This is a genomic window from Nonomuraea jabiensis (assembly GCF_014204795.1).
GTDB lineage: Bacteria > Actinomycetota > Actinomycetes > Streptosporangiales > Streptosporangiaceae > Nonomuraea > Nonomuraea jabiensis.
Map to the genome: position 1 here is coordinate 271,956 of NZ_JACHMB010000001.1, position 13,229 is coordinate 285,184.

Below are 13,229 nucleotides of genomic sequence, written 5' to 3' on the forward strand. Positions count from 1 at the left end.
GCGGACGAGGCCCGGCGTCTTGTACGACGACTCCGTGGAGACCATGCCGTCCTTCATCCTCGACCGCGCCCACGAGCGCATGGGCGGCTCCGACGGAGATCACCGGCCTGAGGATCGCCCAGGGCCCGATGGGCGAGTCCACCGCGGTGATCCTCGCCCTCCTCCTGGCCGACAGCGTGCCCGGCACGATCCCGCTTGGTCCTGAGCACGTCCGCAAGAGGCGAGCTGCCCGCCGAGGCGATCGGGCGCCAGCTCGCGCTGGTGCCGCGCCGCACCTGGGCACGAGACCCGCCCCACCATCGCGGCCCTGACCGAGCCCTCCGACGCCGGCGGCCACCACCAGGACAGTGTCCGAACGCACGAGAGGCCGCAGCCGACGCAGAACCCAGGGAGGCAGCGACCTCAGGAGCGCGGCCATCGTCGGTGAACAGCCGACGTACGTCACAATGAGATTGATGTCAGCTCAGCTCCTGGCGCGGACCGCAGCCTCCCTTCACGGCTTGGCCCTCGGCGACGCCTTCGGCTCCCAATTCTTCGTTCCGACCAATCGTCACGCCCTCTCCTCTCGCCTTCTTCCACCCGCCCCGTGGCAGTGGACGGATGACACCGAAATGGCGTGCTCCATCTACCGCGTCCTGGCCGACCACGGCACCATCGACCAAGACGAACTCGCCACGAGTTTCGCTACCCGTCATGACTTCGACCGCGGGTACGGCCCGGCGACGAACCGGATGCTCCGGCTGGTACGTGAAGGAGGCGACTGGCGGGCGCTTTCTGCGGAGCTCTTCGACGGCAAGGGCTCGTGGGGCAATGGTGCCGCGATGCGGGTGGCACCGCTCGGCGCCTGGTTCGCCGACGACCTGACCGACGTCGTCCAACAGGCCACCCTGTCAGCGCAGGTAACTCACACACATCCCGAAGCGGTGGCCGGCGCCGTAGCCGTCGCGGTGGCCACAGCCCTGACCGTCAGCGACTCCGACCTGCCCGCCGGGCACTTCCTCGATCGAATCAGCGAACACGTGCCCGAGAGCATGGTCCACGACGGCATCGCCGAAGCCCGGCAGCTCCTCACCATCAGCGACCCCACATTGGCCGCCCAGATGCTCGGGAACGGGCGACAGGTCAGCGCTCACGACACGGTCCCGTTCACCCTCTGGGTGGCAGCTCGTTGTCGCCATGACTTCGAGGCGGCCATGTGGACCACGGCGGCGGCCGGTGGGGACGTCGACACCACGTGCGCCATCGTCGGCGGCATCATCGCAGCTTCCGAGCGCGATCACCTTCCACCACTGTGGAGAGCAAGATGCGAGCCACTACCCGACTGGGCAGGCGCCCCACCACTCGACCATGAGTCCGCCTGACCCCTTGGGCAGCCATTGGGAAGGATCACCCGATGACCGTCGGACGAGAAGCGGATCGCCCTCGTGAAGTGGGCTGGGCGATCGCGATGGGGCGGCGTTCAGAGGTTCAGTCGAGGGCTTCGTACTCAGCCGACGGCAGGGCCAGCTCAGGGTGGTCCACATGGTAGCGATCGTTGTAGATCCTCACACGCCGAGCCGGCCCGCGCCCGCCGCCTCACGGCCGGGATCCTCGGCACTGAGGCGTGGACGACGTCCCTGGACGGGCTCGCCCGGCTGGAGCCGTCGGTTCTGGCCGCAGCCGCCGACGACCTCCTCCGCCCCCGTTGATCACAATAAAAGGGGATTATGCATGACAAATCCGGAAAATGCCATCACTAGCAATTTTTGAACCACCCGATTTAGCATCGGCACTACCTGAACAGACGCATCTGCCAACACACGATGGCCGGCAACAGTGGCGCTGGAGCGATTGCCCGATGACCTCGCCGGAGTGGCATCCGGCTCGAACGGGGAAGCGCAATGAGTACATCCGAGCCCAACACCACCGCGACACCGACCTTCCCGATGGAGCGGACCTGCCCGCTCGCCCCGCCGGACGAGTATCAGCGGATGCGTGCCACCGCGCCGGTCGTCCGAGCCGCCCTGCCCAACGGCGCACCGGTCTGGGCGGTCACCCGCCACGCCGAGGCGCGGCAGATCCTCAGCGACCCGAGGATCAGCTCGAACACCGGACGCCCTGAACGGCCTCGCGGGCCCGACGACGATCGCCCCGACGACGGCTTCTTCGTCGACATGGATCCACCGGAACACAGCCGGTTCCGGCGGTTGCTGATCTCGGAGCTCGGTGCCCGTCCGATGGACGCCCTGCGCCCGGCCCTCCAGCGCGTCGCCGATACCGCGATCGACGAGGTGCTGGAGGCCGGAGCGCCCGCCGACCTCGTCGGTTCGTACGCGCGCCGGTTTCCGGCACGGGTCCTCTGCGCGTTGTTCGGTATCCCGGCCGGCGACCACGAGTTCTTCGAGTCACGGCTGCGGATGCTGTCGGTGACGAGTATGGATCCGAGTGTGGCGGCCCAGGCGTCCAGGGACGTTCGCGGTTATCTGCGCGAGCTCATCCGCAGCGCGGAGCGTGAACCGCACAAGGGAATGATCCGGCGGCTGGCCGCTAAACATCTGCCCACCGGTGAGCTGACCACGGACGAGCTGATCAACATCGGTTTTCTCCTGCTGCTCGCAGGTTACGACTCGCCCGCGAACACGATCTCCCTGGGCGTACTCACGCTGCTGCGGCACCCGGCGCAGCTTGCCGCGTTGCGTGCCGACTCGAGCCTGCTGCCGGGTGCGATCGAGGAGCTGCTGCGCTTCCACTCGGTGCAGGACTGGGTCAGCTTCGACCGGATCGCGACCGCCGACATGGAGATCGGCTCCGCGCGGATCCGCGCCGGTGACCGCCTGACGGTGCTGGCCGCGTCCGCCAATCGTGATGAGCGGGCGTTCGAGAACCCGGACGAGTTCGACATCCGCCGGTCCGCCCACCACCACGTCGCCTTCGGCTACGGGATACACCAGTGCATCGGCCGCAACCTCGCCCGCGCCGAGCTGCAGATCGCCTTCGGCACGCTGCTGGCCCGGATACCGACGCTGCGCCTGGCGGTCGGGTTCGAGGAGTTGCCGTTCGCCGACGATGCCCCGTTCTTCGGGCTGCACGCGATGCCTGTTGCCTGGTAGTGCCGCCTACGCGCCGGCGACATAGGCGTCCTCGGCCGCATAGGGGAACCAGACGTCGGGGCCGTGGCGAACGATCAGATCGGGGAAGACATCCTGCCAGCCTCCGCCGCCCGCCTCGGCCTCGGACACGGCGCGGGCGGCCCATTCGATGTCCTGGCGCAGCGCGTCGTCGTAGGAGACGGCGGGGCGGTATCCCAGCTCGGCACGGGCCCTGTCCAGGCTGAACACGATCTGCTCCGGCACATTCCACGGATGGAAACCCAGACCGTCCGGACGCGACGGGCCCGCGAAGGTGACGATCTCCGCCTCGTGGCCCATGACGGCGAAGATCCTGGCGCCGATCTCGGCGACGGTCAGCGGGTCGTCGGCGATGTTGAGGACCCGGGCCGCCGGGTGCCGCGCGCACAGATAGATCAGCTCGGCGACGTTCGCGACCGCCGTGGTGGGGAACCGGCTCCGCCCGTCCTGAGCGAGTACGACGTACGGCCGCCTGTCCAGCGCCCGCTTGATGAACGACCAGTGATCGAGCGACTTGCCGTACGGGCCGTGCAGCACGCCCGTACGCAGAATGCTGACCGGCAGGCCGGGCGTCGCCAGCAGGCAGCGCTCCAGCGCCGCCTTCCCCGCCGGATAGTCGTGGGCGTCGCGCTCGACCGTCGGCCACGTCTCCGGGATCGGCACCGGCAGGCCGGGAGCCTGGTAGACCGCTCCCGTCGAGATGACCACCAGCGAGCCGACCCGGCCGGCCAGCTGGGCGAGCTGCGCACCGTGGTACGGGGTGAACGCGACCGTGTCCAAAACCAGATCGTGGCCGTCGAGGGCCTTGAGCAGCGCCTCGGTGTCGGCCCGGTCGACCTGGACCGACACCACGCCATCCAGCTCCGCGGCGTCCGTACGGAGCCGGCGCTGCCCGAGTGTCACCGCATACCCGGCCGCGACGAGCCGGGCGGCTGCGGCCCGGCCGATCTGCCCCGTGCCTCCGATGACAAAGGCGCTTCGGCCGTGGACCGTCATCAGCCGATCTTAACCCGCCACAGTCAAAACTCGAGGGCATCGGACTGCCGCCGGTCCGGCTGCATGACCTGCGGCACGGCGCCGCCACCCCGGTGCCGGCCGCGCACCCGGACTGGGCTGGTGCTGAGCACCGCAACCGGCCGGTAAATGGATGGCGACCCTCCAGACCCGCCCCTACACTCGGCCTCATGGCTCTGCCCCGAATTTCCTAGCCAGGACACCCGCTCCCACGCCACCCGTGTGTCCTCTAGCAAATCCGGAGTGCAGTTCCATGCTCACCTTCCGTGGCCTCGACGTACGTGCGGGCGCCCGCCTCCTGCTGTCCGGCGTCACCGCCCACGTCGCCGCCGGCGACCGCGTCGGCCTGGTCGGCCGTAACGGCGCCGGCAAAACGACCCTCATGAAGACCCTCGCCGGAGTGCTCCCGCCCGCGGCCGGCGAGATCGTCCGCACCGGCCCCGTCGGCTACCTGCCGCAGGACCCGGCCGCCGCCGACCCGGCCGTCACCGTCCTCGACCGCGTCCTGTCCGTTCGCGGCCTCGACCGGGCGGTCCGCGACCTGCGGGCCGCCGAGTCCGCCCTGGCCGAGCGCGGCGACGAGCGGGCCATGGCCCGTTACGTCCGGGTCGAGGCCGAGTTCCAGGCCCGCGGCGGTTACGCGGCCGAGGCCGAGGCCGCCCGCGTCGCCGCCGGGCTCGGCCTGCCCGACCGGGTGCTGAACCGGCCGGTGGGCGACCTGTCAGGCGGGCAGCGCCGCCGCGTGGAGCTGGCCCGGGTACTGTTCGCCGAGCCCGGCGTCCTGCTGCTCGACGAGCCGACGAACCATCTCGACGGCGACTCCGTAGCCTGGCTGCGCTCGTTCCTGGCCGGCCATACCGGGGGCCTGGTCCTCATCACCCATGACACCGGGCTGCTGGCCGACGTGGTCAACCGCGTCTGGCACGTCGAGCACGGCGCGCTGGAGGCGCGCAACACCGGCTGGCACGCCTACCTCGCCGACCGCGAGGCCGACGAGCGGCGCAGGACGCGCCTGCGGGCCACCGCCGAGCGCAAGGCCGCCGCGCTTCAGGCCCAGGCCGGCCGCATGCGCTCCAACGTGGCCACCGCGACCAGGGCCAGGGACATGGCCCGGCGCGCGGAACGCATGCTCGCCGAGACTCCCCCGCCCCGCGCCGCCGAGAAGGTCGCGCGCATCCGGCTGCCCGAGCCCGCGCCCAGCGGCCGCACGCCACTCGGCGCGATCAGCCTGGCCAAGTCGTACGGCGGGCGGCCGGTGCTGGCCGGGGTGGACCTGGCCGTCGACCGGGGCAGCCGGCTCGTGGTCCTGGGGCTCAACGGCGCGGGCAAGACCACGCTGCTCAGGCTGCTGGCCGGGTACGAGCGGCCCGATTCGGGACGGGTCGTGCACGGACACGGGCTGCGGCTGGGCTACTTCGCCCAGGAGCACGACACGCTCGACCCGGCGCACACGGTCGGGCGGCACCTGGCCGCCGCAGCCCCGCACCTGAGCGACGGCGAGGCCCGGACGGTGCTGGGGTCGTTCCTGTTCGGCGGCGACGACGTGGACAAGCCCGTCGGGGTGCTGTCGGGCGGGGAGAAGACCCGGCTGGCGCTGGCCGGGCTGGTCAGCTCCCAGGCCAACGTGCTGCTGCTGGACGAGCCGACCAACAACCTCGACCCGGCCTCCAAGGCCGAGGTGCTGGCGGCGGTGGCCGCGTACCGTGGGGCCGTGGTGATGGTCACGCACGACCAGGAGGCCGTCGCGGCGCTCCGGCCGGACCGGGTGCTGCTGCTGCCCGACGGGGTTGAAGACCTGTGGAACGACGGGTACGCCGATTTGATCACCCTGGTCTGATCACGCCACGCGAGGAGGGCTTCCGAGCGGCAGGTGCCTAAGTGGCGACGAGCTGGCGGGTGATGCTGGGATCGCTGATCCCGGTGTCGTCCGCCAGCAGGAACGCCTTCGACAAGATGACCGACAGCATGCCGCCGTCCTCCTCGAACGGCAGGAACACCGGTGCGGCGGAGCGGTCGCGGCCGGGGACGATGCACAGGTAGGCGTCGTTCGGCTCCATCAGGATGTTGCCCGACCCCAGATGAATCCGGTAGGTGCGCAGGTGCCCCCGCACGCGCAGGAACCGGTCGGTCAGCTCGACCCGGTCGGCGATCTTCAGCCGGGGCAGCAGCCGGGCCAGCGCGTCACGCCGCGTGCGAGCGGTCTCGCTCAGCTCGCCGAACCCGTACGACTGCCCGTAGCCGTCGTGCCCGGCCGCCGCCTGCTGGTCGAGCCCCAGGGACCCGACCCCCACGGCGAGGTCGGCGTCGCGCAGCAGCTCCGACAGCACCAGCGGCGGCACTTCGGTGAGCGGCGCGTCGCCGGGAAGATCCGCGTGGCGGAACCGGATCGCGTCGGTGACGGCGCAGGAGGCCGTGCCCCAGTCGTCCTGCCGGGGGTCGGAGGCGACCTGCATGCCCCAGCTCGCCTGCCAGCCGGCGAGCGTCTTGACGGCCGCCCCTACGTCGCCGTCGCACTCGTAGTCCCAGTGACCGATCGACAGCCCGCTCCAGCCGCGCTGCTCCAGCAGCGCCTTGGCCTGCCCGTAGCGCACGAAGTGGCCCTTGAACCGGTCGGAGTGGGTGCGGGCGCGCTCCTCGGCCGGGGTGAGCAGGTAGACCTCGCGGAACGTCTGCTTGAACGGCTGCCTGATCCCCCGCTCCAGCAGGTGGTCGCGCCAGCCGCGCACCCCCTCGGCGCTCTCCTGGATGGGGTGCCACAACCGGACGGGCGTGTCGGCGCCCGGACGCACGGATTCGCCGCTCGCGTCGGCCAGTGCCCAGCCGCCCCCGCTCCTGACCGGCAGCCCGGCGAACCCGTCGGGGAGCCGCCAGATGAGGGCGCGGGTGTAGGGGCCGGTGACCGGATGGTCGAAGAAGTACTGCTCGGCCTCCTGCCAGGGCAGCTCCCGTTGGACGATGAGCATCTGCTCCAGGCGCAGCCGCTCGGCGGCCTGCGTGCGTTTGAGGTCTTTCAGCGTGGCCTTGAGATCGGCGAGCACCGGATCCTTGCGGATGGCCTGGGGCGCCGACTTGACGACGCGCCCGGACGCGTTGACGAACCGCAGCACCGGCCCGTCGACGTCGAGCCGGACGACGCAGCCGCCGACCTCCTCCTCCCGGACCCCGTCGGGCCCGAGCCCGAAGGCCGGGACCGTCCGGTCGACGAGCTGTTCGTGGCTCAATCCCTCCTGTACGGCCACCGCGTCGAGGGCATCGGACGCCTTCGCCAGCAGGGCCGGCCTGCGCAGCCTTGCCCGCACGCGCGCGAGCACGCCCACCGTGTCGAGGCCGCCCCGCTTGGCCAGCACGTTCAGTGCGGCGTTGGCCAGTCTCTCGTTGCGGCAGACGGCAGCGCCGCCGGTGCCGTTGCGCCCGATGCCGCAGTTGATGGCGACGTCGCCGAGCAGCGTGGACACCCAGGGCGCGTCGATCACCTCACAGGTCCACAGCATGCCGCGCAGCGGGAGGGCGGTGTGGCGGTCGAGGAAGACCCTGCCGCCGGGCTCGCGGCTCTCGCGATGGGTGGCCAGGCGGGAGAGGATCTCGCGCAGCACCGCCACGCCGTCGTCGGTGAGCAGCGTGCGGACCTTGGCGAGCCAGGGTTCGCTGGCCCTGTTGGCCTTGGCCTTGCGCCAGTGTTTCAGCAGCGGCAGCACGGCGGGGTCAGCCAGCCGGGCGGCGTACTTGCCCGCCATGGCCCGGGCGATGGGGTCGCCGTCCCAGACCAGGCTGCGCACGACCCCGGCCGGCCCGTGCTCCGGGGGCTCGGTGAGGACGCGCTCCAGGTCCTTGCGTAACGCGACCCGTCCGGGGCTGCGGTGGGCCGGGTGCCACGGCGGCGCGTCACCAAGGATCTGACGGCGTTCGGGGTATCCGAGCGTCGCGATGGCGGCCAGCGGAATCCGGTACAGCTCGGCGTGGCCGGTGTGACCGCAGCTCGACAGCGCGTCGGCGATCGCCCACAGGGAACGCGTGTCCTCGAACGTCCAGGGGATGTCGTCATCGGCCACCTCGCGTACCAGCCGGAGCACCTCCTCCGGGTGCTCGTGGCCGCCCTTGTCGCCCAGGCTGAGCCGCAGCTGCGCCCACAGGCCGAACGCCCGGCGCCCGGCCTCGTCGGCGCCGGGCCGCCGGCCCGCGTCGTACCGGGCGAACAGCTCACGCGGCAGCCCCTTGAGGCGGTAGTTGAGCAGGTAGCCGTGGGACCTGGGAAAGTTGTCGAGCACGCCCATGTCAGCCTCCGGCCCGCGACACGAGACCGACGAGCTCGCGCGCCCGGCTCGCGTCGGGCCGAGCGGGAAGGGCGATCTCGGCTGAGCACCTGCCGGTGGCGCTCGCGTCTGTGAAGGTGGCCGTGGCCATGGGGGGCTCCATCGTCGTCGGTCGGTCAACGTGCAAGGCCATAGTTATCAACGGGCACCGACAATCAGGAGGCGGGCGCGAGCCGGAGCTTGGGCGTTCGGGCCAGAGGTCAAACGCCCGGGTATTTGGTGAACCAGGCCTCGCAGTAAGCCGCGGCGCCGCCGTCCGTCATCTGGGTCGCGAAGTCATCGGCCAGTTCCGTGATGGTGGCCCGCCCTTCGAGCCGGACCAGCCACTCCCCCGGCAGGACGGCGTCCCCGTAACGGGCGCCCAGGAGGTTGCCGCACATCGCGCCCGTGGAGTCGCTGTCACCGGAGTGGTTGACCGCCAGCAGCAACGCCTGCTGGAACGGCGTGATCCCCGGGTACGCGCCGAACCCGTCCCCTCGATGACCGGCCGGAGCCTGCTCCACCAGGGCGCAGTAGACCGCGATGGCCAGCGCCTCCTCGGCCACCCACCCGCCGCCCAGCGTCTCTACCCGCTCCGGCGAAGGCTGTCCGCGATCGGCGAGCTCGACCGCCGCCTGCAGGGCCCGCGAGGTCTCCTCGTGCCCGGCGCACGTGGCGAGGCGGCCCAGCGCTCCGTCCACCGCCTCGCGCAGGCCGGCACCGTGCACCAGTGAATGGACCAGCATCGCGAACGCCCCCGCCGCGAGGTAGGCGGTCGGATGGCCGTGCGTGATCCGCGCGCACTCCGCCGCCAACGCGAAGACCGCGCGATCCGGCCAGTCCAGCAGCCCGAACGGCGCGGACCGCATGACCGCGCCGCACCCCTTGGACCCGGGATTGACCGGCCCGGCCCGGCCCTCCACCGCGAACTCGTCGAACTCGAGAGGCTCCCAGACCTCGCCCCGCAACCCGGACAGGCAGGCCGAGCCGGGGGAACGACGGCTGTACAGCCACCGCTGCTCCCGGAGCCATCCGTTACGGACGTGATCGTCTCTCGCGGGTGGCGGGGCGGCGTGCTCCTGGGTGTCCAGCCACCGCAGGTAGGCGTGCCGTACCACGGCGGGTACGTCGCAGATGCCCTTGTGCGTGCCGCGGATGTCCGCGCGCATCAGTCCTTCCATGGTGAAGAGCGTCAGCTGCGTGTCGTCGGTCACCCGTCCACCGCCCTCAGCGGCGAACCCGGTGAGGCCCGAATCGCCGTACCGTGCCCTGATCGCGGCGATGGAGTCGAGCTCGACCGGCGCCCCGAGCGCGTCACCGATCGCCCCCGCCAGCATGCACCCTCTGACCCGCCCGCGATACACGCTCAGCGTCTCCGGGGAGAGTTCCATGACCGCCTCCCATTCGTCGAACGAACCCTCACCGAGAGTAGGACGCGATCCGTCTCAGGAGCGGGGCCGGGGCGGCTGAACGAGCCCGGCCACGGCGCTCACCACCGCGGCCCGGCGGCTGGCGAGATCGTGGAAACCGAACTCCGGTTGCAGCGCCTTCAGCGACCAGGCGGCGCTGTCCCAGCTGATCACCACTCCGATCACCATGGCCATGAGTTCGGCCGGCGGGATGTCGGCGCGGAGCTTGCCCGCTTGCTGAGCGGCCGCGATCGCGAGGACCCTCGTGCGGTATCCCTCGACCTCGGGCTCGAAGGACTGTTCTCGTTCCAGCCCTGCCCACAGGTAGAGCCGCCGGATGTGCGGCCACTTCTCCAGGCGGTCGAACAGGTCGCCGGCGTAGCCGATCAGGTGGTCGTCGCCGAAGGGGATCGATGCCGCGAGCTGCAGGAAGGTGTCGGCGACGACCTTGTCGAACAGCTCTTCCTTGGTGCCGAAGTGCATGTAGATCGACCGCTTGTTGGCCGCGGCGTTCTCGGCGATGCGGTCGACCCGGGCACCGGCCAGACCGTACCGGGCGAACTCGTCGACCGCCGCTTTCATGAGTCGCCGCTTGGTCTCGGTGGCGTCAGGTGGCATGCACCCATCGTACATAACTATCCAGGGATTTACATACGGCGCGGCGTGCCGTATGAATGTATCTAGTTAGTTACAAACGAAGGGGCACCCCCATGCGTACCTGGTTCATCACTGGGACCTCCTCCGGCTTCGGCCGTCAGCTCACCGAACAACTGCTCGCCCGAGGAGACCGGGTCGCCGCCACCGCACGACGCCCGGAGTCCCTCGACGACCTGGCGGCCCGCTACGGCCGGCAACTGTGGCGGGCCCGCCTGGACGTCACCGACACGACCGCGCTGCGCCAGGTCGTGGACCGCGCGTTCACCGACCTCGGCCGCATCGACGTCGTGGTGTCCAACGCCGGGTACGGCCTGTTCGGGGCGCCCGAGGAGCTCACCGACGAGCAGATCGACCGGCAGATCGCCACCAACCTCACCGCCTCGATCCAGCTCGCCCGCGCCGCCACCCCGCAGCTGCGCCGGCAGGGCGGCGGACGCTATATCCAGATCGCCAGCGTCGGCGGCCAGATCGCCTTCCCCGCCATGAGCCTCTACCACGCCACCAAGTGGGGAATCGAGGGATTCTGGGAGTCCTCCGCCGCCGAGCTCGCGCCGTTCGGCATCGGCGTCACGATCGTCGAGCCCGGCATGTCCCGTACCAACTTCGGGGCCGGCGGCGCCGTCCTCGGCGCGCCGCTGCCCGAATACGCCGACGGCCCGTCCGGGCAGCTGCGACGCGTGCTCTCCGGCGAACTGCCCCCGCTGCCCACACCTGGCGACCCCGCCAAGATGGCGGCGGCCATCATCGCCTCCGCCGACCAGGCCGAGGCGCCGCTCCGCCTGACATTGGGCTCCGACGCGTACGAGCTGGCGACCGCAGCCCTGCGCGACCGCCTCGAAGCCCTGGAGGCCGGGCGGAGCGTTGCCTACTCCACCGACGCCGACGACGTCGTCCACGCCCCTGCCCTCACCACCTCTCACTGAAGGAGCCCGCCATGTTCGATTTCACCGGCAAGACCGTCCTGATCACCGGCGCCTCCGGCGCCCTGGGCACCACGCTGTCCGTCCAATTCGCGCAGGCCGGCGCGAACGTCGTCGCCGCGTCCCGCAGCCACTACGACGAGGTCGCCGAGAAGGCCGGCGGCAACAGCCTCGGCGTCCGCCTCGACGTCACCAGCGAGACAGAGTGGGCCGAGGCGATCGCCCGGACCGAGGAACGTTTCGGACCGCTGGACATCTTGATCAACAATGCCGCCTACCTGCGCATCGGCACCACCGAGAGCATCCCGCTCGACGAGTTCCGGCGGGTGCTCGACACCAACCTCACCGGCGCGCTGCTCGGCATCCGCGCCGCGGCCCCGTCCATGCGCAAGGCCGGCGGCGGCGCCATCGTCAACGTCAACTCCATCGCCGGGCTCACCGCCGCGCCCGGCCTCGTCGCCTACAGCAGCAGCAAATGGGCACTGCGCGGGCTCACGCGCGCCGCCGCCAAAGAGCTCGCCCGCGACAACATCCGCGTCAACGCCGTCCACCCCGGCATCATCGAAACGCCCCTGGCCTACGACCCCGACGGCAACCCGATCGTCCCCGTCGACAACCTCGCCGTCCCCCGCAACGCCGCCCCCGCCGAGATCGCCGACTTCATCCTTTTCACCGCCTCCGACCAAGCCCGCTTCGCCACCGGCTCCGAAGTCCTCGCCGACGGCGGCTACATGCTCGGCGCCATCGCCTGACGGCACAGCGGTGGGGCGTGACGCCTGACGCGACACGCCCCACGCACGATCCGGACCATCGGCGACCCGTCAGCGGGCGATGCCCTGGGTGTCGATGTGGTTGGGCTGCCCGACGTCATCGTCTCCCACGGCTCGGCTACCTGGCCGAGATCCCCCCGGGCGTCCTGGACCGGGACCTCTTCCAGCGGCTCGTCACCCATGGCAGGCAGTTCTCCCAGCAGGGGCGGCACGGGGAGGCGGGCGGGCGAGACCTTCCGTACGGCTCTGCGACTCTGGCGCGGCGAGGCCCTGGGCGGGATCGGCGGCGCGTAACTGCGCGCGGAAGCCGTACGGCTGGAAGAGCTGAGGCTGGCGGTCACCGAGGAGCGGATCGCCGCGGACCTCGCGGCCGGGCAGGACGAGCGGATCATCGACGAGCCGGCCGAGCTGGTCGCGCTGCACCCGGCGCGCGAGCGGCTGCGCCGCGACCTCATGGTGGCCCTGTACCAGGTGGGCAGGCAGGCCGACACGCTGGCCGTCTGCCAGAAGGGCCGCCAGGTGCTGATCGAGGAGATGGGCGTCGAGTCCGGGCCCGAGCTGCGCCAGGCGCAGGAGGCCATTCTCCGGTCCGACCCCGCGCTGGCCAGGCCGGTCAAGGCCGCACCCCGCATGCCGCGCCAGCTGCCCTCGCCGGTGCCCGACTTCACCGGGCGCGAGAAGGAGATCGGGGCGCTGCGTGACCATCTCACCGGCTCCGGCGCCACCCCGATCTGCGTCATCTCCGGCCAGGGCGGCGTCGGGAAGTCGTCCCTGCCGAAGATCGTGCTCCTGTCCGACCCGCGGATCGCCGCAGTTCCCGTGAAGGAGTGCGGGGAACCGCTCGTGGACCTGCGCACCGTGCAGGCCATCCGCGTCGATCCGAGGCTGGCCGACCGCGAGGGGGGCTACGCGCACGTACGGCTGAGCGTGGCGCGGTCGACCTGACCCTGTGCACCTCCACCGGCGCCGAGCTGCCGATGGGCACGCCGGTCAACGCCGCCCCGCCGGAGGACGGCGAGGCCTGTTGCACCGCCTACCGGCATTGGTCCTACGGCGAGCGCTA

Annotated in this window: 10 protein-coding genes; 6 read left to right on the forward strand and 4 right to left on the reverse strand. The window is 71.2% G+C overall.

Annotated features, from left to right (window positions below):
• The first annotated feature begins 455 nt into the window (after positions 1–455).
• Together HD596_RS01180 and HD596_RS01185 are read left to right on the forward strand one after the other, a co-directional pair.
• On the forward strand, positions 456–1,361 hold the full coding sequence (locus HD596_RS01180; RefSeq protein WP_246554053.1) for an ADP-ribosylglycohydrolase family protein: 906 nt from the start codon (positions 456–458) through the stop codon (positions 1,359–1,361).
• Between the two features lie 519 nt (positions 1,362–1,880).
• Positions 1,881–3,089, forward strand: a complete 1,209-nt coding sequence (locus tag HD596_RS01185) for a cytochrome P450 (protein WP_221519124.1) — start codon at positions 1,881–1,883, stop codon at positions 3,087–3,089.
• 6 nt (positions 3,090–3,095) lie between these two features.
• Here the strand turns inward: HD596_RS01185 and HD596_RS01190 are convergent, their stop codons facing one another.
• Positions 3,096–4,103 (reverse strand): NAD-dependent epimerase/dehydratase family protein, encoded by a 1,008-nt coding sequence (locus HD596_RS01190; protein WP_185067463.1) that lies wholly within the window; start codon positions 4,101–4,103, stop codon positions 3,096–3,098.
• 271 nt (positions 4,104–4,374) lie between these two features.
• Here HD596_RS01190 and HD596_RS01195 point away from each other — a divergent pair, with 271 nt between their 5' ends.
• Positions 4,375–5,958 carry an ABC-F family ATP-binding cassette domain-containing protein gene (locus HD596_RS01195; protein ID WP_185067464.1) on the forward strand — a complete coding sequence of 528 codons (1,584 nt, stop codon included), beginning with the start codon at positions 4,375–4,377 and terminating at the stop codon, positions 5,956–5,958.
• Positions 5,959–5,995: 37 nt separating this feature from the next.
• On the opposite strand, the gene HD596_RS01200 is transcribed toward HD596_RS01195, so the two are convergent.
• The 3 genes from HD596_RS01200 to HD596_RS01210 form a co-directional block, all read right to left on the reverse strand.
• On the reverse strand, positions 5,996–8,392 hold the full coding sequence (locus tag HD596_RS01200; protein ID WP_185067465.1) for a DUF4132 domain-containing protein: 2,397 nt from the start codon (positions 8,390–8,392) through the stop codon (positions 5,996–5,998).
• 239 nt (positions 8,393–8,631) lie between these two features.
• Positions 8,632–9,801: an ADP-ribosylglycohydrolase family protein gene (locus tag HD596_RS01205; RefSeq protein WP_185067466.1), complete on the reverse strand. Its 1,170-nt coding sequence runs from the start codon at positions 9,799–9,801 to the stop codon at positions 8,632–8,634.
• Between the two features lie 54 nt (positions 9,802–9,855).
• Complete coding sequence (locus tag HD596_RS01210; RefSeq protein ID WP_221519125.1) at positions 9,856–10,437, reverse strand: TetR/AcrR family transcriptional regulator; 582 nt, start codon at positions 10,435–10,437, stop codon at positions 9,856–9,858.
• 92 nt (positions 10,438–10,529) lie between these two features.
• Between HD596_RS01210 and HD596_RS01215 the strand changes: the two genes are divergently transcribed.
• From HD596_RS01215 to HD596_RS01225, 3 genes are all read left to right on the forward strand, one after another.
• Positions 10,530–11,399 (forward strand): SDR family oxidoreductase, encoded by an 870-nt coding sequence (locus HD596_RS01215; protein ID WP_185067468.1) that lies wholly within the window; start codon positions 10,530–10,532, stop codon positions 11,397–11,399.
• An 11-nt stretch (positions 11,400–11,410) separates the two neighbouring features.
• A complete protein-coding gene (locus HD596_RS01220; protein WP_185067469.1) occupies positions 11,411–12,148 on the forward strand; it encodes an SDR family NAD(P)-dependent oxidoreductase in 738 nt (245 codons plus the stop codon).
• Positions 12,149–12,460: 312 nt separating this feature from the next.
• Positions 12,461–13,111 (forward strand): BTAD domain-containing putative transcriptional regulator, encoded by a 651-nt coding sequence (locus HD596_RS01225; protein ID WP_221520149.1) that lies wholly within the window; start codon positions 12,461–12,463, stop codon positions 13,109–13,111.
• Positions 13,112–13,229: the final 118 nt, after the last annotated feature.

Excerpts from the sequence above, each read along its gene's own strand:
- HD596_RS01180 (WP_246554053.1), top strand. The coding sequence starts at position 456 with ATGTCAGCTCAGCTCCTGGCGCGGACCGCAGCCTCCCTTCACGGCTTG.
- HD596_RS01195 (WP_185067464.1), top strand. The coding sequence starts at position 4,375 with ATGCTCACCTTCCGTGGCCTCGACGTACGTGCGGGCGCCCGCCTCCTG.
- HD596_RS01220 (WP_185067469.1), top strand. The coding sequence starts at position 11,411 with ATGTTCGATTTCACCGGCAAGACCGTCCTGATCACCGGCGCCTCCGGC.
- HD596_RS01210 (WP_221519125.1), bottom strand. The coding sequence starts at position 10,437 with ATGCCACCTGACGCCACCGAGACCAAGCGGCGACTCATGAAAGCGGCG.
- HD596_RS01215 (WP_185067468.1), top strand. The coding sequence starts at position 10,530 with ATGCGTACCTGGTTCATCACTGGGACCTCCTCCGGCTTCGGCCGTCAG.
- HD596_RS01190 (WP_185067463.1), bottom strand. The coding sequence starts at position 4,103 with ATGACGGTCCACGGCCGAAGCGCCTTTGTCATCGGAGGCACGGGGCAG.
- HD596_RS01200 (WP_185067465.1), bottom strand. The coding sequence starts at position 8,392 with ATGGGCGTGCTCGACAACTTTCCCAGGTCCCACGGCTACCTGCTCAAC.
- HD596_RS01205 (WP_185067466.1), bottom strand. The coding sequence starts at position 9,801 with ATGGAACTCTCCCCGGAGACGCTGAGCGTGTATCGCGGGCGGGTCAGA.
- HD596_RS01185 (WP_221519124.1), top strand. The coding sequence starts at position 1,881 with ATGAGTACATCCGAGCCCAACACCACCGCGACACCGACCTTCCCGATG.